The following is a 13,265-nucleotide window of genomic DNA, read 5'->3' on the forward strand; positions in this document are numbered from 1 at the left end:
GCCCCTCGAACCCTTGGACCGGACCACCGATGAGCACATACGCCCTTACCGTTTCCTGCCCCACCCGGCGCGGCATCGTCGCCGCCGTCGCCGGCTACCTCGCCGAGACCGGCTGCAACATCCTCGACAGCCACCAGTTCGACGACCTGCAGACCGGCCGCTTTTTCATGCGCGTCAGCTTCGACAGCGAAGAGGGCCGGACCCGCGATCAGCTGACCGAGGGCTTTGCCCCGGTGGCCGAGCGGATGGAGATGGCGTTCGACGTGCACCACGCCGCGGAGCGGATGAAGGTGCTGCTGATGGTGTCCCGCTTCGGCCACTGTCTGAACGACCTGCTCTATCGCTGGCGCATCGGCGCGCTGCCGGTGGACATCGTCGGCGTGGTGTCGAACCATCTCGATTACCAGAAACTGGTGGTCAACCATGACATCCCGTTCCACCACATCAAGGTCACCAAAGACAATAAACCCCAGGCCGAGGCCGCGATCATGCAGGTGGTCGAGGATACCGGGGCCGAGCTGATCGTGCTGGCGCGCTACATGCAGATCCTCAGCGACCAGATGTGCCAGAAGATGTCCGGGCGGATCATCAACATCCACCATTCCTTCCTGCCCAGCTTCAAGGGCGCCAACCCCTACAAGCAGGCGTTCGAACGGGGGGTGAAGCTGATCGGGGCGACCGCCCACTATGTCACCGCCGATCTCGACGAGGGGCCGATCATCGAGCAGGACACCGTGCGCGTCACCCATGCGCAGTCCTCGGGCGACTATGTCTCGCTCGGCCGCGATGTGGAGGCCCAGGTGCTGGCCCGCGCGATCCACGCCCATATCCACCACCGCACCTTCATCAACGGCAACAAGACCGTGGTTTTCCCCGCCTCGCCCGGCTCCTACGCCAGTGAAAAGATGGGCTAAGCGGGCCACCCCGCTCCGGTTTCGGCGGGCGCGGGGAAACGTCGGAAGGGTGGCCGGGCTGACCCGATGTTCCGCGAGATGGCTGAAGGGATACCGAGAGCACCGGCCCTTGTTTCACCGGACACCCAGACGGTTTCCCCTTTGACCCTTATCACCTCGCGACCCGATGCAGGTCGCCGGACGCCGAAACCTTGCTGTGCTGCCCCCCGAAAATTAGAGGGGAGCCGGATCACCAGTCCTTGCAAAGTCCGCTCGTGCTCAATGTTCTTGCACGGGTCAGTTTGAAGGATTGACGCTGGAGACAACTTGAATACCAAAAGGTTACATCACATGAGCAAAGTGCTATTGGCAGGCGGATGCGCTCGCTCGGGAACTACCGCCCTACGGAAATGGCCGAATTCATCTCCCTGGTTTTATATCGGAAACGAACGCCATACAAAGCTCGCCTAAAGGTCCCGCACGTTCGATCTGGACCTGTTCGAACCCGAGCGGTTCGCCGATGTCCGCGATAGCGACAGTGCTATCCCGCAACTCTACGTTGAAAAAGACGCGCAGCGCATCGCCCAGACGGTCGAGCTTGGCGGGGTGTTGGGTGACAAGATCCCGCGCCTGGCCGACATCAAGACTGAGAGCGGGCTGAATGACAGCGCCGACGTGAAATACCTTGTCATCCTGCGCAACCTTTTCGACGTCGCCAGTTTCTACAAGGCTCGAGCCGAAGAGGCACGCGAATGGACCCCCGACCGGGGCGCGATGAGTGCCATCAAGGAATGGAATCGCGCCCTGGGCTGGGCCAGCGACCACTCCGAAAAGGCCAACACTTTCGTCCTGTGCTACGAGACCTTCTTTTTCGGCGACACCGAACCGCGCGAGCTATACGATTTCCTTGAAGTGCCGGCCGAGCACATCGAGACGCTGAATACAGCCCTCGAAGCTTTCCGCAAGGAAAGCGCCGGTCTTGAAACGCGCCGGCTCAACATCCTGTCTCCCAATGAGCGTATGGAAATTTGCCGCCGTGGCAAATTCGCAGCCTATCGGAAACTCCTGGACTGATCGGGGCGATGGGCGTTGTTGCACAACTCGCTCCTGAAGGATTCACAACGCGAATCCATGGGTTTAGAAGGGCTGCATGCGGAAGCCTTTAGCCGCCCGCTACCGCACGACGAACTGGTCCGCTTGCAACGCCGCGCTGCGGAAGCGCGGCTCCCTGTTGATCTGGTTGGACAAGGAGATGATAAGCGCATCGCCTCGAGAGACCCAGACCGCCAGACCGCCGAAATCCATATCCGCATCGCACTCATGAACCGCTTCTCGGTACTTGGCATCGCCGAAATTGTTCCTGTGGTCTGACGCATTCGGGGAAAGGGGAAATCACCCCTCAAGCCGCAGTTCCGCAACAACGCCGACCTCGAGGCGACCGATTTTGCCCTGGGCGTTGTGGACGCCATGAACCCCGAGGATGCAGCGGAAACGCTGCTACTGGCCCAGATGGCGGCAATCCATCAAGCAACGATGATGATGGCGCGCAGGTTGAAACATGTTGAAAACATACCTCAGCAGGACGCGGCAGAACGGGCGCTGAACAAGCTTGGCCGAACCTTCGCAGCGCAGATGGATACGCTAAAAAGGTATCGCACCAAAGGGCAACAGACGGTGCGTGTTGAGCGTGTCACGGTGAATGAAGGCGGGCAGGCGATTGTTGGCGACGTGCGGCACGGGGGGCGGGGAGGCGCTCAACCGGGGCCAGCTAATCCCAACTGGCGGCACGGCGGGCGCAGCGGCGAGGCGATGGCGCTGCGGAAGAAGATTGCCGAACTGACACGGGAAGCTCAGGAAGCAATGAACGCCATTGAAGGAAGCGGGCCAATACCGGGGGGCAAGCATTAAAACCTACCCGATTAAGCGCTGGGACATTGCAGGAGCCGTCAGATGGCGGCGGTGAGGTGGGGTTACAACAATCCTAGGGATTTGGCTTTCTCATTGCCTATGTGAGAAGCTAAGGCTTTCATGTCTGCAAACGAGCCAAACACCTGTTCACACGCCACACATATTACAGGGCCGTCATCGTCATCTGGTAAATCAAGCATCCAACCACCGCAGTCGCAACAATGGAATTCGAAACCATACGCAAACTTCCCGTCCCCACGGTCTTCTATGTCACGGACAGAAATTTCAAGTCGAGGTATTTTGCCTTGTAGTGAATCGCGCATTTTATCACCCGAGGGTTCGCGATTTATTGGAGGCTTCCAAAAATTGGCAAAATGTTTGTCATAGGCTGTGACAAAGCGATTTCGAAGCTCCATATCTTTCGCGCGCTTCAAAATGACCTTAATCCGACCTTCGGGAACATGAGGCGGGCTGTCGGCTCCGACCGTAAACCAGTTGTCCAGCTCGTCATTAAGCGATTGAACATGAAACCCGAGCGCATAGTGTGTGTCCCCGTAGACAGGATGGCTCTTGTTTCTAGGATGAAAGGTGTTCTTGATCGGCCACTTCTTACGGTTTCTTGCGACCTCTTCCCGATATTCATCTGTGTCTTCGTTTGGCCTCATTCGCCGAAATTTTCGGCGCTTCGCCATATGAAAAAGCTGGACCTTTGTAAGCGGTACCGTTTCCTCCATTCGAAGGATGACCGCTTTTAAGGCCATAAGCTCGCTTTCTGGAATCACCGTGCGGCCTCTCCGTTGTCCTTCACTCTACATTCTATGATGTGCCGACCGGGACGCAAGCTGGCGCAGAAACTTGCGCAGCATGGCACAGAGTCTGTGAGTACCAAGGTGCAAAAGGGGATATTTAGGGGGGTAAAAAAATAGCTTCCCCCAATAATTTCACGCAAAATCAATTACTTACGTGGTAAAAATGGTGCCCGGGGGCGGAATCGAACCACCGACACGAGGATTTTCAATCCACTGCTCTACCCCTGAGCTACCCGGGCACGGGAAAGGCGCTGGCCTTTGGGTGGGGGCGTTCTAGGCATTCCGCGAACGGCTGTCCAGAGGCATTTTGGCCTTTGGAACGCTAATGTGGACGCCCGCGCTGCGCCTCGGCTTGTTCGGCAGCGTTTTCAATGTCTTCGGGGTCGTCGGAGGGCATGGCGTAGGCCCCCTTGAGCCAGTTGCCCAGATCGATGTCGGCGCAGCGTTTCGAGCAGAACGGGCGGCAGGCGGGATCGCTTTTCGCCTTGCAGATCGGGCAACTCATGGCCGCACCTCGTGCAGGGGAACGCGGCCGCGCTTGCGTTGCAGCTCGTAATGCCCGAGCGGGGTCCAGCCGACGAGGGAGGTCTCCTCGGTGTCGGTGCGCAAGGCCGCGCGCAGGGCGCTTTCAAAGGTCTGCCGGTCCCTCTTTGGCATCGGCGCGAGGTCGAGGACGATCTGCCCGCCAAGGCCCCGCAGGCGCAGCTGTCGCGGCAACTCACGGGCGGCGGCGATATTGGCCTTAAGCCCGGCGGCAAGCGAGGTGTCGGCGCCGGTGTTCACATCGACCGCCACCAGCGCGCGGGTCGGTTCGACGAACATGTAGGTTCCGCCCGGCAGCGGAACGCGGGGCGATTTCAGCGCCTCCAGCGCATCGAGCACCCCGTGGCGGTCGAACCCGCCGGGCGCGGTCTCGATCTGCGCCGGCTCGGCCCAGTCGCGCCAGGCCAGCAGGTGCGGCCCGTCGCCTTCGGTCAGCTTCTCTGCATCGCCTTCGGCATCGCCGAGCACTGCGGAGGCCAGCGCCAGCATGGCGTCCACGTCCTCGGCGATCTCGTCGGCATCGGCGCCCTCGCAGGCCGAGCGCAGGATGATGCCGTGGGCGCTGTCGTCGGCGGCTTCGGTTCCTGAGGCTGCGAGGATGCGGATGCGCTCCTCCTCGTCGCGGATGCGGCGCGACAGGTTCACGCCCGGCGCCTCGGGGGTGACGATGGCATAGCGGCTCTTGAACAGGAGTTTCGTGGTCACCGGGATCGCCTTGCCCGGCTCCGCATAGCCGGTGACCTGGAGCAGCAGCGCCTGGCCCGGTGCGATGCCCTTGACCTGCCGCAGGTAGGCGGCGCCGTCCGGCGTGTCCAGGAACAGTCCGCCCTGGCCCTTCATCGGGCGCCCTGCGATGGCGCGATAGATCGCGCCGGGGCGGGGGGCGTCGCTGTCGATCAGCAGGTCGTCCAGCCGCCCGTCGATCATCAGCGCGGCGGCCTCTTGCCCGCCGATGTGGTCCAGAACGATCTGACGGCCCTTCATGAGCTCTCTCCGTAGACAGGGTATCCCGCCGCCTGCAGCAATGCGGCGGTCTCGGCCAGCGGCAGCCCGACGATGCCGGTGAAGGACCCACTGATCCAAGGGATCAGCGCCCCCGCCGGCCCCTGGATGCCATAGCCGCCGGCCTTGCCGCGCCAGTCCCCGCTGGCGAGGTAAGTGGCGATTTCCAGCTCCGACAGGCGTTTCATGCGGACCGCGCTGACCACCTCGCGCTCCCAGAACTGCACACCGCGCCGCACCGCCACGGCGGTGATCACCCGGTGCCGCCGCCCCGAAAGCAGGCGCAGGAAGGTTTCCGCCTCTGCCGGGTCGGCTGGTTTGCCCAGGATACGGCGCCCGAGCGCAACGGTGGTATCGGCGCAGAGCACGATCTCGTCCTCCGTGGCCTCGATCGCCTGCGCCTTTTCGCGCGCCACGCGGGCGGCGTAGGGACGGGGGAGTTCGTCTTTGCGGGGGTCTTCGTCGATATCGGCCGCGCGGATCTCGTCCGGCACGACATCGATCTGCGCCAGCAACTCGCGCCGGCGCGGGCTGGCCGAGCCGAGGATCAGTTTCATCTCACGGGCCCTCGCGCATGTGCTGCCACGCCGGGGCGCGGGAGTTACTTGAAGCGATAGTTGATCCGACCCTTGGTCAGATCATAGGGGGTCATCTCGACCTGCACTTTGTCGCCGGCAAGGACACGGATGCGGTTCTTGCGCATCTTGCCTGCCGTATGTGCGATGATCTCATGGCCGTTTTCCAGCTCGACCCTGAATGTCGCGTTCGGCAGGAGTTCCTTCACGACACCGGGAAATTCGAGCGTATCTTCCTTGGCCATGTTCTCTCCATAGTGGTTTCACCCGCGCATCTGCGGGCCGTGCGCTTAAATGATCCCTTTCCCCCGGGTTTTCAAGGCTGCTTGCGCCGGAACCGTACAATTCATGGTGGTTTTTCCCCGATCCGGGAGGTCGAACACACGCTTTGCGAGCGGCTACCCTGTTGGCTGGGGGGCAGGGCGGCCACGGCCCCAGAATCGGGGCGAGCGAACCGAGGTCGGTCGGTTTGAGATGCCGGGCGCGTTTCAGGGCGTGCAAGGCGTCCGGGCAACCTCCCGGCCCGATCCTCTCAGGTGGTCCCCGGCGGACCCCATTTCCCGACCATTCTCGCGATGATCTGTTCGCGGGTCTGTCGGTAGGCCGCCAGCTTCTCGGTGCGGGTGTCGCCTAGGCCGGTGGGGTCGAGGATCGGCCAGTACTCCACGTCGAGGTGAAAGTACCGGGTCAGCTCCAGCGCCCGGCGCTGGCTGGCGGGCGAGAGCGCCACCACCAGATCGAAAGAGCTGAGATCGTCGCCCCATTGCTCCATGTCCTCGAACGACCGGCTACGGTGCCGTGACAGTTCCACGTCGATCTCCTGGCAGACCGCGATGGCGAACCCGTCGATCTCCAGGTCGCTCCTGACGCCGGCCGACTGGACATAGGTGTTCATGCCATAGAATTTCTTCATGATCCCCTCGGCCATCGGCGACCGGCAGGAATTGTGATCGCAGCAGAACAGGAGGGACTGCGGCAAGGCTTCCACGGCTAGGCCCCGAAATGCAGGACGCAGATCAGGGTGAACAGGCGCCGCGCGGTGTCCTCGTCGACCTCGGCCTTGCCGTCCAGCCGTTCCTTCAGGACACGGCTGCCCTCGTTGTGGATGCCGCGGCGGGCCATGTCGATGGTTTCGATCTGGCTGGGCGGCAGGGTCTTGACCGCGGTGTAATAGGATTCGCAGATCTGGAAGTAGTCCTTGACCACCTGGCGGAACGGCCCCAGCGACAGGTGGAACTCGGCCGCCCTCTGCCCGTCCTCGGTTGCGATGTCGAAGACCAGCCGCTTGTCGCGGATCGAGAGCGTCACGCGGTATGGCCCTTCGGGCACCACGCGGTCATCCCGGTTGGGCAGCGTGAAGCTGTTCTGTTCCAGCAGATCAAACACCGCGACCTTGCGTTCCTGTTCGATCTCCGGCGTCGGCGGGGGCAACCCCGCGTCGTCCAGCGCGATATCCACGATATGCGACATGGCCACCTACCTGTTCAGTTGATCCAGACGCGCGCGGACCGACAGCCCGTGCGCCTCGAGGCTTTCCGATTGCGCCAGCCGTTCGGCGCTGGGTCCGATGGCGCTCAGCGCCTCGGGCGTCATCCGGGCCAGCGTGGTGCGTTTGAGAAAATCCATCACGCTCAAACCCGACGAAAACCGCGCCGAGCGCGCCGTGGGCAGCACATGGTTGGGCCCGCCGACATAATCGCCGATGGCCTCCGGCGTGTATTGCCCGAGAAAGATGGCGCCGGCGTGGATGCACTTCCCTGCCATCCCCTCGGGGTCGGCGACGCAGAGCTCCAGATGTTCCGGCGCGATGCGGTTCGAGAGCTGTGCCGCCTCGTCCAGATCGCGCACGGTGATGACAGCGCCAAAGTCGCGCCAGCTCGCCCCGGCGATGGCGCGCCGTTCCAGCGTTTCGAGGCGCTTGTCGACGGCGGCGGCCACCCGATGGCCGAACGCCGCATCGTCGGTGATCAGGATCGACTGGGCGCTTTCATCGTGCTCCGCCTGGCTCATCAGGTCGAGCGCGATCCAGTCGGGGTCGTTGTCCGCATCGGCGATCACCAGGATCTCCGAGGGGCCCGCGATCATGTCGATGCCGACCTTGCCGAACACCCGCCGCTTGGCCGCGGCGACAAAGGCGTTGCCCGGCCCGGTGATCTTGTCGACCGGCGTAATCGTCTCGGTGCCATAGGCCAGCGCCGCGATCGCCTGCGCGCCGCCGATGCGATAGATCTCGTTCACTCCGGCCAGTTGCGCGGCCAGCAGCACCAGCGGGTTGACCTGCCCGTCCGGCGTGGGCACCGCGATGGCCAGCCGCTCGACGCCCGCCACCTTGGCCGGCACCGCGTTCATCAGCACCGAGGAGGGGTAGGATGCCAGCCCGCCCGGCACGTAGAGCCCGGCGGCGGAGACCGGCGACCAGCGCCAGCCCAGCGTCGCGCCCTGCGGATCGGTCCATTGGGCATCCTCGGGCATCTGCCGAACGTGATAGGCGCGGATACGCTCGGCGGCCAGCTCCAGCGCATCGCGATCCGCGGGCGAGACGGTTTCGACGGCGGCGGCGATTTCCTCGGGCGAAAACGCCAGGGTCTCCGGGGTCAGTTCCAGCCGGTCCAACTTCGCGGTCAGTTCGATCACCGCCGCATCGCCGCGGGCGCGGACATCGGCGATGATCGCGGCCACCGTTTCATCGACATCGGGGCTGTCTTCGCGCTTGGCGGAGAGCAGCGCGGCGAAGGCGGTTTCGAAGTCTGCGTCTTTGGTGTCGAGGAATTGGGGCATCTGGGTCTCCGGCGGATGCCACCACATAGCGTTGCGCGCGCGGGGCCTCAAGGGGCGAGGGGTTTGTGCATCGGATAGCCGACGATCCAGCGCCCGGCGCGGCCCGGCCCGACCGGGCTCCAGCCGTGCCGGAGATAGAACTCCCGCGCCGTCGCGGTGGCGGTCAGCCGCGCGGTCCGAATGCCGGAGCGCGCCAGCTCCGCCTCCATCGCCGCCAGCAGCGCAGAAGACAGGCCGCGCCGCCGGCAGGGCGGATCGACATAGTTCAGGGTGATCTTGCCTTCTTCCTTGTCGACCTCGCCCACCGCGGCGATGCGACCGTCGAGTTCGGCCACCCGAACACCACCCGCCGCGATCATCCGCGCCACGCCCTCGGGGGTCTTGTTCGCCACCCATCGGGCGATCACCGCCGGGTCGCCACGGTGGTCGGCGTCGCACAGGGCAGTGATCGAGGCGGTCAGCACCCGCGCGCAGGCATCGGCGTCCTCTGGCCGGGCCGGGCGGATGCGCGGCGCGCTCATTCGCGGTGGGCGGGGGCCTTGCCCGAGGGCGCGCGATAGGGACGGGTCACATCCTTGAGCGTGACGCCCAGGGCCTCGACCTCCAGCCGGATCGCGCCGTCGCCAGCCAGCGTCAGCAGCAGATTCCCGGTGCAATCCGTGCCCGGTTCGAATGCGACCGAGAGCAGCGACAGGATGGTGTCGGCATCCCGGTGCGGCACCCGCTGGCTGGCGACGCCAAGGACATCATCCGCAACCCGGAGCGACCGCACCCGTTCCGGCCCGTGCCGTTCGCTGCCCCGATCCTCCCATCGGAACCGGTTGAGCAGGATGGCAAACCGCCGCTGCGCCGGGGTCCAGCTCATGTCGGCGGCGGAAAACACCGCATCTTGCGTCAGCGCCGAGATCACCTTGAGATCCTCGGTGTCCAGCGCCCCCAGGTTCAGCGGCGCTTCGCCGCCCTCTTCGAACTTTGCGTCTTCGGTCATCGGTCGGAGATCCGTTCGATTTTCGCGCCAACCGCCTGCAGCTTGCGCTCCACGTTCTCATAGCCCCGGTCCAGGTGATAGACGCGGCTGACCACGGTTTCCCCCTCGGCGGCCAGCGCGGCGAGGATCAGCGAGACACTGGCGCGCAGATCGGTGGCCATCACCGGCGCGCCCTTCAGCCGTTCGACCCCGGTGACGGTCGCGGTGCCGCCATGCACGTCGATCCTGGCGCCCATCCGCACCAATTCCGGCGCATGCATGAAACGGTTCTCGAAGATGGTTTCTTCCAGCACGCTGACGCCGTCGGCGGTGCACAGCAGCGCCATCATCTGGGCCTGCAGATCGGTGGGAAAACCGGGAAAGGGCCTGGTCGTGACATCCACCGCCGCGATCCGCCCGTTCCTGCGGCTGACCTTAAGGCCCTTGTCGGTCTCTTCGATCGCGACGCCCGCCGCATCCAGCTTTTCGCAGAAGGCGCCGACAAGGTCGATCCGCCCGCCGAGCAGCTCCACCTCGCCGCCGGCGATGGCGGGGGCCAGCATGTAGGTGCCCAGTTCGATCCGGTCGGTGACCACCGGGTGTGTCGCCCCATGCAGGCGGTCGACCCCCTGAATGATGATCTCCGGGGTGCCGTCGCCCTCGATCCCCGCCCCCATCTGGCGCAGGCAGGTGGCCAGATCGACGATCTCGGGCTCGCGCGCGGCGTTCTTCAGCACCGTGGTGCCTTTGGCCAGCGTCGCGGCCATCATCACGTTCTCGGTCGCCCCCACCGAGGCAAAGGAAAATTCGATCACCGCGCCCTTGAGCCCCCCCGGCGCCTTGGCGTGCAGATAGCCGTCCTTGAGCTCGATCTCGGCGCCCAGCGCCTCCAACCCGAAAATATGCAGGTCCATCGGCCGCGCCCCGATGGCGCAGCCGCCGGGCAGCGACACCACCGCATGACCCAGCCGCGCCAGCATCGGCCCCAGAACCAGGTTCGAGGCGCGCATCTTGCGCACGATGTCATAGTCGGCGACGTGGTTGTCCAGATCGTGGCTCGACATCGCCAGAACCTGCCCGTTCTGCAGGCTCGTCACCTCGGCGCCCAGCGATTGCAACAGCGCGGTCATGGTGCGAATGTCGGAAAGCCGCGGCGCGTTGGTCAGCGTCAGCGGCTCCTCGCTCAGCAGCGTCGCCGGCATCAGCGCCAGACAGGCGTTCTTGGCGCCCGCAATCGGGATCTGGCCGCCGAGCGGCCCGTTTCCCGTCACCAGTATCGAATCCATCTGCCCTAGCCCTCGCTCTTGCCTGCCGTATCCGCCCCGGCTCCGCTGTCAGCCCGGGCGCGCGCCTGCGCCTTGCGTTTGGCCATATTGGCCTTGAGCGCGGCCTTGAGCCGGTCTTCCCGGTCTGCTGCCGGTTTCGTCTTGTCGGTTTTTTTCGGTCCGGATGCCATGGGTCATCTCTACAGCAGCCCCCGCGTCTGGTCCAGATTGCGCGGCGCTCTGGGCCGGGCCGGCAGAATTGATGCACGTCAACGATGAAATTCCGAAAACCGAATATAATTACTGGATGAGGCGGGGAAGCCGAATGTCCGTCATGATCGCGGGCGGCGGTGCCTTTCCCCGATGCCATTATTAGGAGAAATATATGACAACCAGTACCTTTACAGCGGATCTGGAAGGGTGGACCACCACCAACGGCACGCAGATCTTCGATGCGGTCGAAGGCGATCCCGTGGGCAGTCTGCGCGGCATCGAGAAGGGCAACGATACCTGGTATTTCCTGGCCCCCGATGCCTATCTGGGGGACCAGTCCGATTTTTACGGTGGTTCGATCAGTTTCGACATGAAGCAGGACACCACCGCCAACCAGTACAGTGATATCGACATCATTCTCAGCGGCGGCGGGATGGATCTGGTTCTGGACATAGGCGACAATCCGGGCACCGACTGGACCTCCTACTCGGTCAATCTGGCGCTGGGCGGCGGCTGGCGGATCGACAGCCTGTCCGGTTCCGTGGCGAGCGAGGCGCAGATCCAGTCGGTTCTGGCCGATCTCGAATCGCTCTCTGTCCGGGGCGAATTCGTCACCGGCAACACCGACGACGCCAGCAACCTCGATAATTTCTCGATGATCAAGGAGCCGGCGACGCCGCCCGAGTACATTGGCGCAAAGGTGGATTCGACCTTCGATGCCGGACTGGACGGCTGGTCCTTCGTTGCCGACGTCAAGGCCTTCGACTGGGTCGATACCGGCGGCAATCCCGGCGGTTATGTCGAAGCGGTCGATTATGCCACCGGCGCCGTGTGGTATTTCGTGGCGCCCGAGAAATACCTCGGCGACAAATCGGCCTATGCCGGTGGCGAGCTGGAGTTCGATCTGAAGCAATCCTCACTCGGCAGCCAGTTCGACGACGAGGATGTCGTGATCACCGGCGGTGGCAAGACCATCGCGCTCAGCACCGAGGACAACCCCGGGCTCGACTGGACCCATTATACGGTCTCGCTGGACACGGACAGCGACTGGCGGCTGGGATCGGTTTCGGGCGAAGCGGCGAGTCAGGCCGATATCGACGCGGTTCTCGCCGATGTGACCAGCCTGTGGATTCGCGGCGAATACGTGAGTGGTGCGGACACCGGCGGTCTGGACAATGTCCGGCTGAGCCCGGACCCCTCGGCGGTCCGGGTCCTGTCCGACACCACGCTGGGGGAGTTGCTGTCGAACCACGACACGCTGTCGGATGCGCTGGCGGCGACCGAGGATGGCAACGTGGTGCAGATCAACAAGGCCACCGCGGTGACCGAGGACAGCTATACGGTCACCGACAACGGGCTGACCGTGACCTCGAACCGGGCCATCGACGCCAAACTCAAGCTTGACGGGGTGACCAGCCTGACGTTGTCAGGTGACAATGACCTCGACGCAACCGGCAACGTGCTGGCCAATACGCTGATCGGGTCGGATGGCGACAACACTCTAAAGGGGTGGGGTGGACGCGACGTGCTGACCGGCGGCGACGGTAGCGACCACCTCCTGGGGGGCAAAAAGGCCGACAAGCTGTTCGGCAACAAGGGCGCCGACAGCCTGTTCGGCGAGAACGGCAACGACACGCTGAAGGGCGGCAATGGCAGGGATCTGCTCGACGGCGGCCTCCACAACGACCTGCTGCTGGGCGGAAACCTTCGCGACAAGCTGCTCGGGAACAAGGGGGCCGACGATCTTTTCGGCCAGAACGGAAACGACAAGCTCAAGGGCGGCAACGGCAAGGATCTCCTGGATGGCGGGGCCGGAAACGACAAGCTCTACGGCGGCAATGGCGATGATACCTTCCGGTTCTCGGACGGGTCCGGCCAGGACAGCATCTTCGATTTCGAGGCTTTGAACGACAACGAAAAGATCGACCTTTCCGAAATGACCGCGATCACCGATTTCGCCGATCTGGTGAAAGACCACATGACCGAGGTCGGGGCCGACGTTGTGATCGACGCCACCGGCGGCGATGTCATCACCCTGGCGGGAGTTCAACTGGCGGACCTGGACGCGGCCGACTTCCTGTTCTGAGCCGCTGCAAAACCAGTATCGGGCGGCCCCTTGCGGGGGGCCGCCCGGATGCCATCGGCCCACCACCGAAAGGTCGGGACGCGACGCCGAAAAATTTCCAAAGAAGCGCTTGCGCCCTTCAGTTTTTGCGTCTAACTAGCCGCCCACGGCGCTGCTGTAGCTCAGAGGTAGAGCACTCCCTTGGTAAGGGAGAGGTCGAGAGTTCAATTCTCTCCAGCAGCACCAG

16 protein-coding genes, 2 tRNA genes and 2 pseudogenes are annotated in these 13,265 nt (G+C 63.8%); 7 read left to right on the forward strand and 13 right to left on the reverse strand.

What is annotated here, in order from left to right; genetic code table 11:
* Nucleotides 1-29: 29 nt before the first annotated feature.
* The 5 genes and pseudogenes from purU (at nucleotide 30) to P1U75_RS20170 (ending at nucleotide 2,801) form a co-directional block, all read left to right on the forward strand.
* Entirely contained in the window at nucleotides 30-914 is an 885-nt protein-coding gene (gene purU / locus P1U75_RS20150; RefSeq protein WP_300246593.1) for a formyltetrahydrofolate deformylase, read from the forward strand.
* Nucleotides 915-1,502: 588 nt separating this feature from the next.
* Nucleotides 1,503-1,967, forward strand: coding sequence for a hypothetical protein (locus tag P1U75_RS20155; protein ID WP_300246594.1), 465 nt, complete (start codon nucleotides 1,503-1,505; stop codon nucleotides 1,965-1,967).
* A gap of 76 nt (nucleotides 1,968-2,043) precedes the next feature.
* A pseudogene (locus P1U75_RS20160) lies at nucleotides 2,044-2,148 on the forward strand (IS5/IS1182 family transposase); the annotation flags it as partial.
* Nucleotides 2,142-2,264: pseudogene (locus tag P1U75_RS20165) on the forward strand (IS5/IS1182 family transposase); the annotation flags it as partial. The pseudogenes P1U75_RS20160 and P1U75_RS20165, both read left to right, overlap by 7 nt.
* A gap of 96 nt (nucleotides 2,265-2,360) precedes the next feature.
* Nucleotides 2,361-2,801 (forward strand): hypothetical protein, encoded by a 441-nt coding sequence (locus tag P1U75_RS20170; protein WP_300246595.1) that lies wholly within the window; start codon nucleotides 2,361-2,363, stop codon nucleotides 2,799-2,801.
* Between the two features lie 62 nt (nucleotides 2,802-2,863).
* On the opposite strand, the gene P1U75_RS20175 is transcribed toward P1U75_RS20170, so the two are convergent.
* The 13 genes from P1U75_RS20175 to P1U75_RS20235 all read right to left on the reverse strand — a co-directional run bounded on the left by P1U75_RS20175 (nucleotide 2,864) and on the right by P1U75_RS20235 (nucleotide 10,931).
* On the reverse strand, nucleotides 2,864-3,583 hold the full coding sequence (locus tag P1U75_RS20175; protein ID WP_300246597.1) for a hypothetical protein: 720 nt from the start codon (nucleotides 3,581-3,583) through the stop codon (nucleotides 2,864-2,866).
* 191 nt (nucleotides 3,584-3,774) lie between these two features.
* Nucleotides 3,775-3,849, reverse strand: a tRNA-Phe gene (locus P1U75_RS20180).
* Between the two features lie 83 nt (nucleotides 3,850-3,932).
* Nucleotides 3,933-4,115, reverse strand: coding sequence for a DNA gyrase inhibitor YacG (yacG, locus tag P1U75_RS20185; protein WP_300246600.1), 183 nt, complete (start codon nucleotides 4,113-4,115; stop codon nucleotides 3,933-3,935).
* Entirely contained in the window at nucleotides 4,112-5,137 is a 1,026-nt protein-coding gene (locus P1U75_RS20190) for a ribonuclease E/G (protein ID WP_300246602.1), read from the reverse strand. The genes yacG and P1U75_RS20190 overlap by 4 nt, the downstream gene beginning before the upstream one ends.
* On the reverse strand, nucleotides 5,134-5,712 hold the full coding sequence (locus tag P1U75_RS20195; RefSeq protein ID WP_300246603.1) for a Maf family protein: 579 nt from the start codon (nucleotides 5,710-5,712) through the stop codon (nucleotides 5,134-5,136). The genes P1U75_RS20190 and P1U75_RS20195 overlap by 4 nt, the downstream gene beginning before the upstream one ends.
* A 44-nt stretch (nucleotides 5,713-5,756) precedes the next feature.
* On the reverse strand, nucleotides 5,757-5,975 hold the full coding sequence (gene infA, locus P1U75_RS20200; RefSeq protein ID WP_005978431.1) for a translation initiation factor IF-1: 219 nt from the start codon (nucleotides 5,973-5,975) through the stop codon (nucleotides 5,757-5,759).
* A 287-nt stretch (nucleotides 5,976-6,262) separates the two neighbouring features.
* Entirely contained in the window at nucleotides 6,263-6,718 is a 456-nt protein-coding gene (locus P1U75_RS20205; RefSeq protein WP_300246607.1) for a low molecular weight phosphatase family protein, read from the reverse strand.
* A gap of 2 nt (nucleotides 6,719-6,720) precedes the next feature.
* Nucleotides 6,721-7,200: a UPF0262 family protein gene (locus tag P1U75_RS20210; protein ID WP_300246610.1), complete on the reverse strand. Its 480-nt coding sequence runs from the start codon at nucleotides 7,198-7,200 to the stop codon at nucleotides 6,721-6,723.
* A 6-nt stretch (nucleotides 7,201-7,206) separates the two neighbouring features.
* A complete protein-coding gene (hisD, locus tag P1U75_RS20215) occupies nucleotides 7,207-8,508 on the reverse strand; it encodes a histidinol dehydrogenase (protein WP_300246613.1) in 1,302 nt (433 codons plus the stop codon).
* A gap of 47 nt (nucleotides 8,509-8,555) precedes the next feature.
* Nucleotides 8,556-9,029, reverse strand: coding sequence for a GNAT family N-acetyltransferase (locus P1U75_RS20220; RefSeq protein ID WP_300246616.1), 474 nt, complete (start codon nucleotides 9,027-9,029; stop codon nucleotides 8,556-8,558).
* The gene (locus tag P1U75_RS20225) at nucleotides 9,026-9,496 is read right to left on the reverse strand and encodes a DUF2948 family protein (RefSeq protein WP_300246619.1); all 471 of its coding nucleotides are present in this window, start codon (nucleotides 9,494-9,496) and stop codon (nucleotides 9,026-9,028) included. The genes P1U75_RS20220 and P1U75_RS20225 overlap by 4 nt, the downstream gene beginning before the upstream one ends.
* Complete coding sequence (murA, locus tag P1U75_RS20230; RefSeq protein WP_300246620.1) at nucleotides 9,493-10,761, reverse strand: UDP-N-acetylglucosamine 1-carboxyvinyltransferase; 1,269 nt, start codon at nucleotides 10,759-10,761, stop codon at nucleotides 9,493-9,495. Before murA ends, P1U75_RS20225 begins: the two co-directional genes overlap by 4 nt.
* Nucleotides 10,762-10,766: 5 nt before the next feature.
* Complete coding sequence (locus P1U75_RS20235) at nucleotides 10,767-10,931, reverse strand: hypothetical protein (protein ID WP_300246622.1); 165 nt, start codon at nucleotides 10,929-10,931, stop codon at nucleotides 10,767-10,769.
* Nucleotides 10,932-11,125: 194 nt separating this feature from the next.
* Here P1U75_RS20235 and P1U75_RS20240 point away from each other — a divergent pair, with 194 nt between their 5' ends.
* Both P1U75_RS20240 and P1U75_RS20245 read left to right on the forward strand, forming a co-directional pair.
* The gene (locus P1U75_RS20240; RefSeq protein ID WP_300246623.1) at nucleotides 11,126-13,039 is read left to right on the forward strand and encodes a laminin B domain-containing protein; all 1,914 of its coding nucleotides are present in this window, start codon (nucleotides 11,126-11,128) and stop codon (nucleotides 13,037-13,039) included.
* A gap of 150 nt (nucleotides 13,040-13,189) precedes the next feature.
* Nucleotides 13,190-13,264, forward strand: a tRNA-Thr gene (locus P1U75_RS20245).
* The last annotated feature ends 1 nt before the right edge of the window (nucleotide 13,265 follow it).

The sequence above is a fragment of the Antarcticimicrobium sp. genome (genome assembly GCF_029212575.1).
GTDB lineage: Bacteria > Pseudomonadota > Alphaproteobacteria > Rhodobacterales > Rhodobacteraceae > Antarcticimicrobium.